The 14,162-nt window shown below is 72.9% G+C and carries 13 protein-coding genes and 1 pseudogene; 7 read left to right on the forward strand and 7 right to left on the reverse strand.

What is annotated here, in order from left to right; genetic code table 11:
- The first annotated feature begins 55 nt into the window (after positions 1-55).
- Positions 56-619, forward strand: coding sequence for a DUF2637 domain-containing protein (locus ACZ7LB_RS08215; RefSeq protein WP_471466215.1), 564 nt, complete (start codon positions 56-58; stop codon positions 617-619).
- 370 nt (positions 620-989) lie between these two features.
- Positions 990-1,115 carry a hypothetical protein gene (locus ACZ7LB_RS08220; protein WP_471466217.1) on the forward strand — a complete coding sequence of 42 codons (126 nt, stop codon included), beginning with the start codon at positions 990-992 and terminating at the stop codon, positions 1,113-1,115.
- 57 nt (positions 1,116-1,172) lie between these two features.
- On the opposite strand, the gene ACZ7LB_RS08225 is transcribed toward ACZ7LB_RS08220, so the two are convergent.
- Both ACZ7LB_RS08225 and ACZ7LB_RS08230 read right to left on the reverse strand, forming a co-directional pair.
- Positions 1,173-1,385 carry a DUF397 domain-containing protein gene (locus tag ACZ7LB_RS08225; RefSeq protein WP_471466219.1) on the reverse strand — a complete coding sequence of 71 codons (213 nt, stop codon included), beginning with the start codon at positions 1,383-1,385 and terminating at the stop codon, positions 1,173-1,175.
- Positions 1,382-2,221: a Scr1 family TA system antitoxin-like transcriptional regulator gene (locus ACZ7LB_RS08230; protein WP_471466221.1), complete on the reverse strand. Its 840-nt coding sequence runs from the start codon at positions 2,219-2,221 to the stop codon at positions 1,382-1,384. Before ACZ7LB_RS08230 ends, ACZ7LB_RS08225 begins: the two co-directional genes overlap by 4 nt.
- A gap of 455 nt (positions 2,222-2,676) precedes the next feature.
- Between ACZ7LB_RS08230 and ACZ7LB_RS08235 the strand changes: the two genes are divergently transcribed.
- From ACZ7LB_RS08235 to ACZ7LB_RS08245, 3 genes and pseudogenes are all read left to right on the forward strand, one after another.
- Positions 2,677-2,907: a DUF7848 domain-containing protein gene (locus tag ACZ7LB_RS08235; RefSeq protein ID WP_471466223.1), complete on the forward strand. Its 231-nt coding sequence runs from the start codon at positions 2,677-2,679 to the stop codon at positions 2,905-2,907.
- A gap of 163 nt (positions 2,908-3,070) precedes the next feature.
- Positions 3,071-4,093, forward strand: a pseudogene (locus tag ACZ7LB_RS08240) (thiamine pyrophosphate-dependent enzyme); the annotation flags it as partial.
- A 128-nt stretch (positions 4,094-4,221) separates the two neighbouring features.
- Positions 4,222-4,641 carry an ATP-binding protein gene (locus ACZ7LB_RS08245; protein WP_471466610.1) on the forward strand — a complete coding sequence of 140 codons (420 nt, stop codon included), beginning with the start codon at positions 4,222-4,224 and terminating at the stop codon, positions 4,639-4,641.
- A 276-nt stretch (positions 4,642-4,917) separates the two neighbouring features.
- Here the strand turns inward: ACZ7LB_RS08245 and ACZ7LB_RS08250 are convergent, their stop codons facing one another.
- On the reverse strand, positions 4,918-5,979 hold the full coding sequence (locus ACZ7LB_RS08250; protein WP_471466225.1) for a DUF2637 domain-containing protein: 1,062 nt from the start codon (positions 5,977-5,979) through the stop codon (positions 4,918-4,920).
- Positions 5,980-6,930: 951 nt separating this feature from the next.
- On the opposite strand from ACZ7LB_RS08250, the gene ACZ7LB_RS08255 reads away from it, so the two are divergent.
- Entirely contained in the window at positions 6,931-7,857 is a 927-nt protein-coding gene (locus ACZ7LB_RS08255; RefSeq protein WP_471466612.1) for a GntR family transcriptional regulator, read from the forward strand.
- Between the two features lie 365 nt (positions 7,858-8,222).
- Here ACZ7LB_RS08255 and secD read toward each other — a convergent pair whose 3' ends face one another.
- The 4 genes from secD to ACZ7LB_RS08275 form a co-directional block, all read right to left on the reverse strand.
- A complete protein-coding gene (secD, locus tag ACZ7LB_RS08260) occupies positions 8,223-10,724 on the reverse strand; it encodes a protein translocase subunit SecD (RefSeq protein WP_471466227.1) in 2,502 nt (833 codons plus the stop codon).
- A gap of 75 nt (positions 10,725-10,799) precedes the next feature.
- The gene (locus tag ACZ7LB_RS08265) at positions 10,800-11,207 is read right to left on the reverse strand and encodes a hypothetical protein (RefSeq protein ID WP_471466229.1); all 408 of its coding nucleotides are present in this window, start codon (positions 11,205-11,207) and stop codon (positions 10,800-10,802) included.
- A gap of 85 nt (positions 11,208-11,292) precedes the next feature.
- Positions 11,293-12,063, reverse strand: coding sequence for a response regulator (locus tag ACZ7LB_RS08270; RefSeq protein WP_471466230.1), 771 nt, complete (start codon positions 12,061-12,063; stop codon positions 11,293-11,295).
- Between the two features lie 2 nt (positions 12,064-12,065).
- Entirely contained in the window at positions 12,066-13,028 is a 963-nt protein-coding gene (locus tag ACZ7LB_RS08275) for a HAMP domain-containing sensor histidine kinase (protein ID WP_471466232.1), read from the reverse strand.
- 805 nt (positions 13,029-13,833) lie between these two features.
- Between ACZ7LB_RS08275 and ACZ7LB_RS08280 the strand changes: the two genes are divergently transcribed.
- Positions 13,834-14,154, forward strand: a complete 321-nt coding sequence (locus ACZ7LB_RS08280; RefSeq protein ID WP_471466234.1) for a TraR/DksA C4-type zinc finger protein — start codon at positions 13,834-13,836, stop codon at positions 14,152-14,154.
- Positions 14,155-14,162: the final 8 nt, after the last annotated feature.

Below are 14,162 nucleotides of genomic sequence, written 5' to 3' on the forward strand. Positions count from 1 at the left end.
ATTCCGGTGACAGGGGCTCCGGTTCACCATCCACAACACACGCACACGAGGAGCCATGAGAGCACTCCGCCGGCTGGACCCCATCTTGATCCAAGCGGTCATTGCCGCTGCCCTCTCCTTCGCCCACATCCACGACATAGCGGAAGCGGCGGGCCAGACGGGGTGGAAGGCATGGGCGTACCCCGTGTCCGTCGATCTGCTCATGGTCATGGCCTGGAAGCAGATCCGCGCGCAGGACGGCCGACCGACGGGAGCCCCCTGGTTTTGGTTCCTGCTGTCCCTCGCGGCGTCGCTCGGGGCCAACGTCGGCACCTCCGGAGTCCTGGACACGGAGAACCTGCCCGTCTCCCTCCGCGTCCTCGTTGCGGGTTGGCCGGCCGTGGCGTTCCTCGGCGGCTCCCTCCTCGTCCACTCCCGCAAGGCGCACGCGGACAAGGCTGCCGAGAGCCCGCAGGGGGCCGCTGGAGAGCCTGCCACGGAGCCGTTGGGGAAGAGGTCGTCGAGCCTGCGGAGGAGCCGCAGAAGCCCGTTCTCGTCACCTACGCGGAGGCTGCTGCCGTGGCCGACGTCGACCCCGGGACCATTCGGGGAGCGGCGAACGGCCCGAGGGCCCGTCTGAGCAAGTACCGGACGCCCGAAGGACCCCGCGTCGACATGGACGAGGTCCGTAAGGTCTACAGCAAGCGCCCTGCGGGCGTGTGAGGGGTAGGTGGGCATTGAGAGCGGGGCGAATCGGGTGACACTCTTCTCCAGTCGAAGACGTCGGCGCGAGGAGGAGGCCAAGCGGCGACGGTTGGATCGGGAAAAGGCTGTCGCCGAGCTGGAGACTTGGCACCACGAGTGGCGACTTCAGTATGACGATGACTATCAGGCACTTCATCCGACCGAGTGGTGCCGTTACCACGACGGCTTACGTCGGCAATGTCCGTGGTGGTGCCAAGCCATGGCGGGCACGCCGCTCGACCCTTCGAGCACCGTACCCTGACCCCATGAGCAGCCAACTTGGTCTCTGCGCGACGTGCGGGGAGACGACCGTTCGATACGGGACCGGAGGGAACCCCCTCTGCCCCGAGTGCCTGGCCGTCGTACGAGAGCGCCAGGGGAACAAGCACTGAGCACCACACGAAGGCCCCCGCCGTCAGGCAGGGGCCTTCTTTGCGTTGTGCGGCGGATCAGACGGCGTCGTGCTTGACGGCCGTCAGGAAGCCGGTCCAGGCCGCGTCACCGAAGACGACGGCGGGACCGTCGGCGCGCTTGCTGTCCCGGACGGGGAGAGCCGCGGGGACAGCGCCCCGTGCGACCTCCAGGCAGTTGTTGCTGCCTCCGCTGTATGACGATTTCGTCCACCCGAAGCCGGTGGCCTCGGCGTTGGAGATCATGGTCATGAGATGTTGTCCTTCAATTGCTCAATGAGGCTGGCAGATTCGTCGAAGGGCAACGCTGCCGCGCGGAGTCGCTCGAAGGCGTTGCCGTACCGACGTACTTCCGTAGTGTCCTCCACGTACAGCGCGCTCGTCAGACTCTCGACAAGGACCACATCCAGGTCGGAGGTCTCTGGGAACCCCAAGACCGCGAACGAGCCGCCCATCCCGACGTGCGGAGGAGCGTCGAGCGGTAGTACTTGGATCGACACATGCGGGAGCGTCTGGGCGTCGAGCAGTCGTTGAAGCTGTTCCTTCATCACGTGGGGGCTGCTCTTGACTCGCGGGCGTAGTGCCGCCTCATGGATGACGGCCCACACCTCCAGCGGATCTCTGCGGGACAGGACGGACTGCCGGGCCTGCCGCACTTCGACGAGCGCGTCGACCTCCGCCGGCTGTGAGTCCATCCGGATGGCGTCGATCGTGGCTCGGGCGTAGGCGGCTGTCTGTAGCAGGCCGGGGATGAGGGTCGACTCGTAGGTACGCATAGACCGGGCACCGTTCTCCAGGCTGATGAGGTCGGTGTACGCGGGACTGATGATGTCCCGGTAGGTCTGCCACCAGCCGCGTCGGCTGCCCATCCGGGCGATGGACCGGAGCACCTCGCGAAGCGCCTCGTCCGTCACCTCGTAAAGGTCCAGGAGCGTGTCAAGGTCGTCGGTCTTGACTCCGAGGCGGCCCAATTCCACGCGGTTTATCTTCGACTCGGGCAGGGAGGTGCGGGACGAGACCTCGTCCAGAGTCATTCCCCGCTCGCGCCGCAGTTCCCGGAGCTTCGCCCCGAGCTGCCGCTTGCGCACCGTGGGCTCACCTACAGATCCCATTCGTCTCCGTCCGCCCTTGCTGTGACGTCCCAGCTCGACGTGCACAGCTTCCCATAAGCGGGCAGGCCACCCACATTGAAAACTGCAATTTTGCAGTTCGGTGTTGCGGGGTTGCAATCTCAGCGCTCTGATCGGCACACTGGACGTGTCACAGGGCACACGATGCGTGACATAGGGCACTCGTGTGCCTTCCTGCGGAGGAGAAGCGAAGGGGGAGGCATGCCGTTAGACCAAGGGGTGCAGTCCGGCCCCGTGCAATTGAGTGATCCATTGAAGTGGAAACCGCCTACGCCGGCGCCCGGCTGCGACGTCTGCCACGCACTCGCGAACCAGTACGCGACGTACGCGGATTCGACGCGGCCGGAGTTCGACCTGTCGCGCGCCGTTGACGCGGCCGTCGAGATCAACAGACACCCGCACAGGAAAGCCCGGTGACCGCCAGGCCCCGGGAGCCGTATCCCCTGGCGTCGTCCCTTCGGGAAGTCGCGGGATCGCCCTCGGCCATTCAGGACGTCGAGTGCGCACGGTGCATCGAAGGAAGCGTCATCGCCACGGTGACGGAAGCGGATCAGTGGGCGGCCGACCATCAGTCGCGGTTCCCGACGCACGACATTTTCCGGGTCGTGCGTCAGACGCGATGGCGACGGCCTGCCGCTGACTGACCCCCAAGCCCGCACGCCGGCGTCAGACGTCGGTGGGCGGTGGGCGCGGGCGGAGTGTGAAGGGTGCCGGGTGAGGCTGGCAGCCCCCTTCCCTCCGTCCGCGTTCTGCTGTCTATAGGCCCTGACCTGCGGAGATGGGCGAGTCCACGAAATACGTAGGTTGGTTCAGTACGACAATCCCTACGACGTGGGGATGAGCGGGCTGCTCGGCTACGGCGCCGCCTACGAGGCCACCCACGAGTGCGATCTGCTCCTCCTGATCGGCACCGACTTCCCGTACAACGCCTTCCTGCCGAACGACGTGCGGATCGCCCAGATCGACGTGCGGCCGGAGAACCTGGGCCGGCGCTCCCGGCTGGACCACGCCGTGTGGGGCGACGCCCGGGAGACCCTGCGCTGTCTGATCCCCCGGGTGAGGGAGAAGACGAACCGCCGCTTCCTGGACAGGATGCTGAAGAAGCACGCGGACGCCCTGGAGGGGGTCGTCTCCGCCTACACCCGCAAGGTCGACAAGCACGTGCCCATCCACCCCGAGTACGTGGCCGCCGTGCTCGACGAAACGGCCGACGGCGACGCCGTGTTCACCGTCGACACCGGCATGTGCAACGTGTGGGCCGCCCGCTACCTCTCGCCCAACGGCCGCCGCCGCATCATCGGCTCCTTCTCGCACGGCTCGATGGCCAACGCGCTGCCCATGGCGATCGGCGCCCAGTTCACCGACCGCCACCGGCAGGTGGTCTCCCTGTCCGGGGACGGCGGGTTCACCATGCTCATGGGCGACTTCCTCACCCTCGTCCAGCACGATCTCCCGGTGAAGATCGTCCTCTTCGACAACTCCACGCTCGGCATGGTCGAGCTGGAGATGCTGGTCGCCGGGCTGCCCTCGCACGGGGTGACCAACGTCAACCCCGACTTCGCCGCCGTGGCCGAGGCCTGCGGCGTGTTCGGCGTACGGGTGGAGAAGCCCAAGGAGCTGCCGAAGGCGCTCAAGGCCGCGTTCAGGCACCGGGGTCCGGCCCTCGTCGACGTCGTCACCGACCCCAACGCGCTGTCCATCCCGCCGAAGATCCGGGCCGAGATGGTGACCGGCTTCGCCCTGTCCGCCTCCAAGATGGTGCTGGACGGCGGCGTCGGCCGGATGCTCCAGATGGCCCGTTCCAACCTCCGCAACGTCCCGCGCCCCTGAGTCCCGCCCCGCGCTCCCCGGCGATCGCGCCACACCTCCACCGGTCCTTGACGATTCGGTATGACTGGCGGGGCCCCGAACGGGCAAGGCTTCCCCCGTGAAGGTGTTCGAGGAGAAGGGGCGAAGACATCAGCACGCGTACGGGGGACACGGAGCGGCAGGCGGCGCCGCAGCTGAGCCGCAGACTGGGGCGCGCCGATCCGCGCGCGGTACCGGAGGCCCGCAGGGCGCTGCGTGAGCTGTTACGCCACTGGGGCAGGCCCGGCCGGTCCGAGATCGCGGAGCTGCTCACCAGCGAGCTGGTCACCAACGCCCTGGTGCACACCGACGAGGACGCGGTCCTGACGGCCACCGTCGGCCGGCACGGACTGCTGGTCGAAGTACGGGACGGCGCGGGGCGGTTGCCCCGGCGACGGACGCCGGAGCCGGACCGGGACACCAACGGCCGGGGGCTGCTGCTGGTCGACTCCCTCGCCGACGCCTGGGGGGTGCGGCCCTGCGAGCCGGGCAAGTCGGTCTGGTTCGAACTGGGCGCCGACGCCGCGTGAGCCCGCACCGGGGTGCCGCGAGGGGCCGGGCGGCGGAACCGTGAGACGGCGGGGAGCCGAGGCGCAGGGGACCCGGGCGTACGGGACCGAGGCGTGCGGGGGAGGTGTACGGGCGGGGACGACGGGGCGGACGGGCGGGGACGACGGCGGCCGGGAGGGCAGCGGCGGGCGGCGTCGGCCGGACGGAACGCCGGAGGGGCGTGACGGCTCGTCGCTCGTCACGCCCCTCCGGCCGGCGGCCCCTCGTGGCCACCGTCGAGCGGTCCGCGGTCCGTCCTAACCGAACTGCTGCTCAAGGTCCTTGAGCTTGCGCTCCAGGGAGTCCAGGCGCGGCAGGGCCTGGGTGTCGTCCTCGGCGGTCAGGTCGACGGTCGTGGCGTCAGCCGCGCCCCGTGGGGACGGAACGGGCTGCACCGGCTGGAGGGAGTGGCGCTGGAGTACGGGCAACGGCTCCGGGGACCCTATGGCAGGCTCCGCGGTGGCACCGGCGGTCTCCCGCTCCACCTGCACCTCCACGGCGGGGTGACGGCGGCCGGGGAAGCCCCGGGGGCCGTGTCCGCGGCTGATCGCCTTCAACTGGGCGCGCTCCAGGCGCTCCTGCTCACGCCGCCGCTGACGGCTGTCCTCCTTGCGACGCCGGTCGTCGCGGACCTCCTCGACCGCCTCGTCCAGGCTGCGCACGCCTTCGAGCAGCATCAGGGACCAGGCGCGGTACGTCTCGCGGGGGGCCCGCAGCCAGCGCACGATGCGGATCTGCGGCAGCGGACGCGGCACGAGGCCCTGTTCGCGCAGCGCGGCCCGGCGGGTCTGCTTCAGCGCGCGGTCGAAGAGGACCGCGGCCGAGAGGGACATGCCGGCGAAGAAGTGCGGGGCGCCCGCGTGTCCGGCGCCCCGGGGCGCGTGGACCCAGTTGAACCACGCCGCCGCGCAGGCGAAGGCCCACACGAGTATGCGGGAGCCGAGCGCCGCGTCACCGTGGCTGGCCTCGCGCACGGCGAGCACGGAGCAGAACATCGCGGCGCCGTCCAGACCGAACGGGACGAGGTACTGCCAGCCGTCGCTCAGCCCGAGGTTCTGCTCACCGAAGCCGACGAGACCGTGGAAGGACAGGGCCGCGGCGACGGCGGCGCAGCAGAAGAGCAGGCCGTAGGAGACGATGCCGTAGATGGCCTCCTTGCGCCGGCGGCGCTCCTCCGCACGCTCCCACGAGTCGTCCGCGCCAGGCTCCTTGGCCGAGGATCGCTTGCCGCGCGTGAGCACCGCGACCGCAGCCACCATGCCGACGAGCAGCACGACGCCCGGAAGCAGCCAATTCAGCGATATGTCGGTCAATTTCATCTGGGGTCCCTTGCATTGGGATAGGGCGTAACGCCCGCCATGGTGGCCCAAACCCGGCAGCCCTCAGGGGGTTTCGGGGCAAGAGGCCGCCAAGGGAGTGCGAGGGGGCGCCCAGGGCGACGATCTGCTCGAACTGCCGCATGAGGGGCGGGAGTTGAGTTCTATTAAGACTACCTGTACGGGGGGTTCTGCGGAAAGTTGCCGCGTCGCGTGTGGGAGTTGTGAAACGACCTTGGCGATCCTAGAGGATGCGGGGAGCGCCCGCGCCCGTGGGGTCGTCAGATCGGCGCCGGGAGAGGCTTTCCGGCCCGTTCCGCCGCACGGGTCCCCGGGCTGGTCACACGGGTGCCGCGGGGGTGCGGCGCGGGCCGCGCGGCGGCCCGGCCCGAACGGGGCCGAATCCGGTCGGCGTCGGTGCGCGGACGTCCGGCGCCCGTCGCGGCCCCCGCCCCTCGGCACCCCGCTCCGGTGCGCCCCTCCTCGGCCCCGGTCCCGGGGCCGCTGCCCTCGCCCTCCCCTGCCGTGCCTCCGGGCCGCGCGGCGCCCCGGTCGAGCGGGCCGGGGGAGCCCGGCGACGGCCCGGCCGGGGGCGGGAAGGGGCGCGCGACCGTCGATTTCCGGCCGGTCGGGCGGTCCGATCGGGGCGGAACGGCCCCCGGGGGAGGTGAACCGGCGGCGTCCTGCGCCTATCGTGCTTGACGGACGGGTGACAACCGGCCGTAATGACCCCAAGTACCGAAACGTCCCGCAGGAGGACCCGTGAGGCCGAGCACGCAGGGCTCCCGCACGGACACGGCGCCACCCGCGCCGATCCGCACCGCCGCGACGGCGCGGGTGCCGGCCCAGCCGGCCGCCGCCGACCGCGACCGCCGCCCCGCCGTGACGGCGGGGGAGGCGGCCGGGAGGCCGGTCGCGGGGAGCGGGCGCGCCGCGAGGGGCCCCGCGGAGGGCGTGACCCCCGCGGACGCGACCGCCGGGCGCGGGTCCCCGGGCGCCTCCGGGAGCCCCGCCCCGGTCCCACCGCTCGCCGGGGCCCCCGCCCCGGACGGCCTCCCCGCCCCGGACGCTCCGGCCCCCTACGGACGCGCCCCCCACGGATCGGGCCCCGAGGCCCCCGGTGCCGCCCCGGCCGGGGCCCTCGCCGAGGGCTTCCCGGCCACCGGGGAACGCGTCCCCCGCGGACGGGCCCCCCACGGCCCCGCCTCCGAGGGGCCCGCCCCCGGGGAGCGGCTCGCGCGGACCCGGCCCCGTACCCCGCTGCGGCGCTCCTCGGTGCGCGGGCAGGTACTGGACGCCCTGCGCACCGCGCTGGTCACCGGGGAGCTGCGGCCCGGCGAGGTCCACTCGGCGCCCACCCTGGGGGAGCGGTTCGGGGTGTCCGCCACCCCCGTGCGCGAGGCCATGCAGCAGCTCGCCCTGGAGGGCGCCGTCGAGGTCGTCCCCAACCGGGGGTTCCGCATCGTCCGGCGGGGCGCCCGGGAGCTGGCCGAACTGGCGGAGGTCCGGGCGCTGATCGAGGTCCCGGTGCTGCTCCGGCTGGCCCGCACGGTGCCCGCCGAGCGCTGGGCGCGGCTGAGGCCGCTGGCCGAGGCCACCGTCCGCGCCGCCGCCTCCGGCTGCCCGGCGGCGTACGCGGAGTCCGACCGGGACTTCCACCGTGCCGTGCTCGCCCTCACCGGCAACGAGGAACTGGTGCGCATCGCCGCCGACCTGCACCGCCGCGCCCAGTGGCCGCCCGCCGGAGACCCGGCCGTCCGCGCGCGGGCCGATCTGGTGGCCGACGCCCACCAGCACACGGCGCTCCTGGACGCCCTGATCACCGGTGACCCGGAGGCGGTGCGGGTCCTGGCCTCGGGCCACTTCGGCACGGCCTACTGACGGCACGGCCTCCCGACCGCCCGTGAGGGACCGTCGCCCGGCGGGACACCGCCGGACGCGGACGTCCCACCCGGGCCGCATCCCGCAGGGCACCCGGGCCGCCGCGCCCCGCACGGCACCGCGCCGCGCCCCGCACTCGCACCGCATCCCGCACGGCACCGCGCCGGACCCGGGAGCACCGTGCCGTGCCGCTCCCGCCCCCTGCCGTGCCGCCCGCGTCTCCGCCTCCGCCCCGCCGGGCACGCTCCGCGCCCACAACCGCCCGTGCCGGGGCGCCGCGGGTTCGCGGTGCCCCGGCACGGGACCGGTGCGGGGTGCCGGGCGCGGGGAGCCGTCGGCCCCCGCGCCCTACGAGGGCACGGTGGTTACGGCACCTCCTGGTGCTCGGGCTGACGCTTCGGCAGGCGGGAGGAGGGGGCCGGGCCGGACTTCGCGGCGGCGCGGCCCTTCTTGCGCTTGTCGAGGTCGACGTCGCCGCCCCGGTTGTACAGCTCGATCGCGAGCGGGGAGGCCGTGAAGACCGACGAGTAGGTACCGACGACCACACCGATCAGCAGGGCCAGCGCGAAGTCGGTGAGCGCGTCCGTCGCCATGACGGCCAGGGCCGCCAGGATCAGCACGGCGCCCATGCCGGTGTTCACCGTGCGGGGCAGGGTCTGCAGGATCGAGTCGTTGGTGAGCCGGTCGAACGGGGTCTTCTTGTCCCGGCCCATCAGCTCCCGGATGCGGTCGAAGAGCACCACCGAGTCGTTGACCGAGTAGCCGATCACGGTCAGCAGCGCGGCCAGGAAGATGCCGTCGATGGGCTTGCCGAGCCAGGCGAACACACCGACGAGGATCACCACGTCGTGCGCGAGCGCGCTGACCGCCGCGGTGCCGAACAGCAGCCGGAAGCGGATGGCGAGGTACAGCAACTGGGCGCCCAGGGCCAGGGCGAGCGCGATCAGGGCGTCCCGGCGCAGCTCGTCGCCCATGCTCGGGCCGATCAGCTCGTCGCGGATCTTCTCCGTCTCGCCGCCCAGCCCGGCCACCGTCCTGGTGACCTGGTCGGCCTCGGCGTCCGTGAGCTCCTCGGTGCGCACCGTCAGGTCGGCGTCGCCGGAGGACTGGACGACCGCCCGCGGGAAGCCCGCGTCGGCCAGCGCGGTGCGGGCCTTGTCCGGGTCGACGGGGGTGGACGTGGAGTACTCGATGAGCCGTCCGCCGGTGAACTCGATGCCGAACTCCAGGCCGCGCACCAGGATTCCGGAGCCGCACAGCACCAGCACCGCGGCGGAGGCCGCCAGCCAGCGGCGCGGGTGGCGCATCAGGAACGGGTTGCGGCGCAGCAGCCGGTCGCGGACCGGGCCCGTGGTGGAGATGCCGGTGATGTGCGGGCGGCGGAAGACCGCGGGCCGGCTCGCGGCGAACTCGGCCATCACCCGGGTGATCACCAGGGCGCTGACCATGGACGCCAGCACACCGATGCCCAGGGTGACGCCGAAGCCCTTGACCGGGCCGGAGGCCAGGAAGAACAGCAGGGCGGCGGCGATCAGGGTGGTGATGTTGGAGTCCGCGATGGCGCTGAGGGCGTTGCGGAAACCGGTGGTCAGCGCGGCGCGCGGGCTCGGGCGGGACCGTGCCGCGTGCTCCTCCCGGGCCCGTTCGAAGACCAGCACGTTGGCGTCCACCGCCATGCCGATCGCCAGCACGAAACCGGCCAGGCCCGGCAGGGTCAGCGTCGCCCCGATCGCGGCGAGGGCGGCGTAGGAGATCAGGCCGTAGCAGGCCAGGGCGATGGCGGAGAGCAGGCCCATCAGGCGGTAGACGACGATGATGAACAGCGCGGTCAGCGCGGTGCCGATGACGGCGGCCCAGGCGGCGGCCGAGATGGCCTCGTCGCCCAGGGTCGCGCCGATGGTGCGCTGCTCGACCGTCTCGACCGGCACCGGCAGGGCGCCGCCCTTGATCAGCAGGGCCAGCTCGCGCGCCTCGGTGGCGTCGAAGGAGCCGGTGATCTGCGTCGAGCCGCCCCGGATGCCGGCCTTGCAGCCCACCGACGGGTCGACCTGCGGCGCGGAGATGATCTTGTTGTCGAGCACGATGGCGACCCGGCGCTGGGGGTCCCCGGCCGGGAAGCAGGCGGCCTCACCGGTGATGTCGCCCCACCGGTCGCTGCCCTTGTCCTTGAAGTCGACGGTGACGACCCAGCCGGCGCCGTTCTGCTGGTCGAACCGGGCGTCGGCGCCCTTGACGTCCTGGCCGTTGAGCGAGGCGGCCTTCAGCCGCAGCGCCTGGCCGGTCTCGTCCGCCAGCACGCGCTCGCCGGACTCCTCGTCCTTGGCGCCGCCCTTCGCGGCGTCGTCCTTCTTCGCGGCGTCGTCCGCGGTGCCGTCCTTCTTCGCGGCGTCCCCGGCGGCCCCGTCCTTCCCGGCGTCGTCCTTCTTGGCCTCGTCCCCGGGCTCACCGGCCGGGTCCTTCGCCGCGTCCTCGGGGGACTCCGCCGCCCCGAGCACCGTGTGGACGGTGAGCTGGGCGGTACGGCCGAGCACGTCCGCCGCCTGCTTCGGGTCCTGCACGCCCGGAAGTTCGACGACGATGCGGTTCTCGCCCGAGCGGACGATGGTCGGCTCGGACACGCCGAGCGCGTCGATGCGGCCGCGCAGCACCTCCACGGTGCGGTCGGTCGCCTCCCGGTCGGCCTTGGCGGCCTTGGTGGAGCGGGTCTCCAGCACGATCTGCGTACCGCCGCGCAGATCGAGACCGAGCCGTACCGGCACGGTCAGGGCGATGGCCACCGACACGCCGATCACGGCCAGGGCGATCAACGCGCGTACGCGTGACACCCCGCCCGACGAACGGCGGGAACGGGAACGGGAACGTTTCACGTGGGGCCTCCAACAGGCACGCCGCGGCGGCGGCCTGGCCGGCCGCGACGGAGGAAGAGCGGATGGGGGGATGTCTCAGATGCCGTTGGAGGCGGGCGGCGCCCGGCCGCGGTCATGGCTCGCGCGGCCGGGGGAGACGGGAACGGTGCCCGGGGGCCGTTCCGGGGTGCGGTCCCGGGAGGTGCCGGTGGCGACCGCGGTACGGGTGAGCGTCGCGAAGTGGTCGGCGGGGGCCAGCCGCTCGCCGGTGTGGTCGTGGCGGGGACGGAACTGGGCGGCGCAGGCCGTGGCGCAGCCGTCCTCCGCGTGGAAGTCGCCGTCCGGGAGCGGCTGGGTCGCCGAGGCGGGCGCCTGCGCCCGCGCGGAGAGACCGGCCAGCGCGCTCTCGGGCCAGGTGGGCACGAACGCCAGCAGCGCGGCCAGCAGCAGGACGACCGCCACCGGCAGCGGACGGCGGGGGGCGGTGCGTGGTGCGGGACGCAAGCGCCGTCCCCCCTTCCAGGGTCACGGGCCCCGGACGGTGCCGGGGCGTGGGCGGGCGGCCCCGCAGGGGCCCGCCCGGAGCGGGTCAGGGCTCGATCAGCCCGGCGCGGATGGCGTAGCGGGTCAGTTCCAGCCGGTCCCGCAGGCCGAGTTTCTGGAGCAGGTTAGCGCGGTGCCGCTGAACGGTCTTGATGCTGATGAAGAGGATCTCACCGATCTCCTTCGACGAATGGCCCTCCGCGACCAGCTTGAGGACCTCCTCCTCGCGCGGCGTGAGGATGTGGTCGGCGCTCTCCTCGCCGTGCCGCACCCGGTCCAGGTAGTTCCGGATCAGCGCCGTCACCGCGCCCGGGTACAGGAACGGTTCGTCGCGCATCGCGGCCCGGCACGCCGCCACCAGGTCCCGGTCGGCCACGGACTTCAGCACGTAGCCGCACGCCCCCGACTTCAGCGCCTGGAACAGGTACTGCTCGTTGTCGTGCATCGTCAGCATCAGGATGCGCAGGCCGGGCTTGAGCGCGGACAGCTCCCGCGCCGCCTGGAGCCCCGTCAGCCGGGGCATGGCGATGTCCAGCACCGCCAGGTCGACGGTGTGGGCGCGGGCCATGTCGATGGCCTCCGCGCCGTCACCGGCCTCCGCGACGACCTGGAGGTCCGGTTCCCGGTCCAGGATCAGCCGCACCCCGCGCCGCACCAGGGCGTGGTCGTCGGCGAGCAGGATGCGGATCTTCGCCGGAGCGGCGGGGTCCGCCGGTCCGCCCGGCGCGGACGCGGGGTCCCGCGACCCCCCTCGCGGGGACGGCGCGGAGGAGTCGGACGGTGCCGACGGCTCTTCGGACAGGGGTGAATCGGACATGGTCAGGGCTGCTTCCTGGGAACGGGTGCGGTGAGGCTGATCCGGGTGCCGGAGCCGGGGGCCGACACGATGTCGAGGGAGCCGCCGATCAGCAGGGCCCGTTCCCGCATGCCGCGGATGCCGGCCCCCTCGCAGGCCGCCTCGATGCCCCGGCCGTCGTCGCGGATGCCGAGCACCACCGCGCCCTCCGCGCGGCTGAGGCTCACCTCCAGCCGCTCCGCGTCCGCGTGCCGGGCGGCGTTGGTCAGGCTCTCCTGCGCCACCCGGTAGAGCACGAGCTCCGTCTCGTGGTCCAGGGCGGGCAGATCGGGGGCGAAGCGGCGCGTCACCCGGAGCCCGGTGTGGGTGGCGAAGTCCTGGGTGAGCGAGGTCAGCGCGCTGATCAGACCGAGGTCGTCCAGCACGCCCGGGCGCAGCCTGCGCACCAGGCGGCGCACCTCGTCCAGGCTCTCCCGGGTGATCTCCTGCGCCTGGTGCAGCTCCTCGCGCAACGGCTCGTCGGCGTCGTCGGCGGCCCGCCCCAGCACCAGCAGGATCGCGGTCATGCTCTGGCCGACCTCGTCGTGCAGCTCCTGCGCGATGCGCCGGCGCTCCGCCTCCTGGGCGAGCAGGACCCGGGCGCTGCTGGTGGCCCGCTCGTTCTCCAGCCGGTCGAGCATGGCGTTGAAGGTGCTGATCAGCTCCGTCACCTCGCCGCCGCCCGAGGGGCGCGGCACGGACAGCCGCTGGCCGGGGCGGAGCAGGTCGACCGTGGTCATCAGCTTCGTCAGCCGGTCCAGCGGGGACAGGCCCCAGCGCAGCAGGGCGCCGTTGGCCACCAGCATGACGGCCATGCCGCCCACCAGGATCGCGGCCTCGGTCAGCAGCACCGGGACGGAGACGGTCACCGGCGCCCAGAGCAGCAGTGCCGTGGCAAAGCCCAGCACCACCGCGTTGAGCCCGAAGATCCGCCAGAACAGGGACACCGGGGGTTACTCCTCCTTCTGCGACGCACCGTACGCGTCTACTGTCGGTCATCGCGCACCCCGGGTGGGAGCTGCGGCCCTTGGTCACGACCGAGCCGCGGTCCACCCTGCCCGCCCCGGAGCGCCGGGTCGATGGGGCACGGCCCCCATTTCCCGGGTGCCGCGCACCCACACCCCGCACGCGCGCGGGAGGGCGCGTGCGGGGAGCGGGCGCGCGGGACGCGCGGGCCGGGGCCACCCCCACTCTCGCAGCTCCCGTCATCCGTCCGCGGACCCGCCCCGGGACCCGTGCGGGGCGGTGTGGATGCCGCGCCCCGGGGCAAATGGGCTCTGCGCCCGATGGGAAAGCCCCCGCCGACGGGCCAGAGTGGGAAGCGACCGGGCCGCAGCGCCGTACTCCCGGCTCCGGCCCGGTCAACCCTCATCCACGTCTTCACACTTCCGCACCACCGAGTTCCACCGGACGGGCGCCCCACGTCGGCACCCGTCCGAACGCCGTACCCCGGCACCGGCCCGGACCTTCCGTCCCGGACCGGCCGCCGGGCACCACAACCCGACACCCGACCCGAACGCCGCACGCCCGACACGGGCCCGGACCGCCGCACCCCGGCACCGGGCCGGTCCGTCGTGCCCGCGGCGTCCGGCCGCGTGCCCGGCACCGGTCCCCGCCCCCGCACTCCGGGCGACGGGGTCCGGTCCGTCGTGCATCCGGCCCCGGGCCGGACCGCCGCAGATCCGGCGGCCGGGCCGGCCACGACCGTGTCCCCGACCCCCGCCCGCCGTACTCCCGAGAGAAGGACTCACCATGTCGCTCGACGCCTCCCGCATCGAACCCCGCCCCGAGCGGCTGACCGCCCACGAGGCCCGCCAGCGCCTGGAGCACGCCCGCAACACCCGTATGACCCAGCTCCACGCCCTCGGCGAGAGCTCCCAGGACGACCAGCTCATGTCCGCCCAGAAGGACGCCATCGAGCGGGTCCTCAAGGAGATCGACGAGGCCTTCGCCCGCGTCGAGAACGGCACCTACGGCACCTGCCTCGGCTGCTCCAAGCCCGTCCCGGACGAGCGGCTGGAGATCCTGCCGTACACCCGCCACTGCGTCGCCTGCCAGCGCCGCACCGCCTGACCGCACTC

This window comes from Streptomyces sp. NPDC107521 (assembly GCF_055598485.1).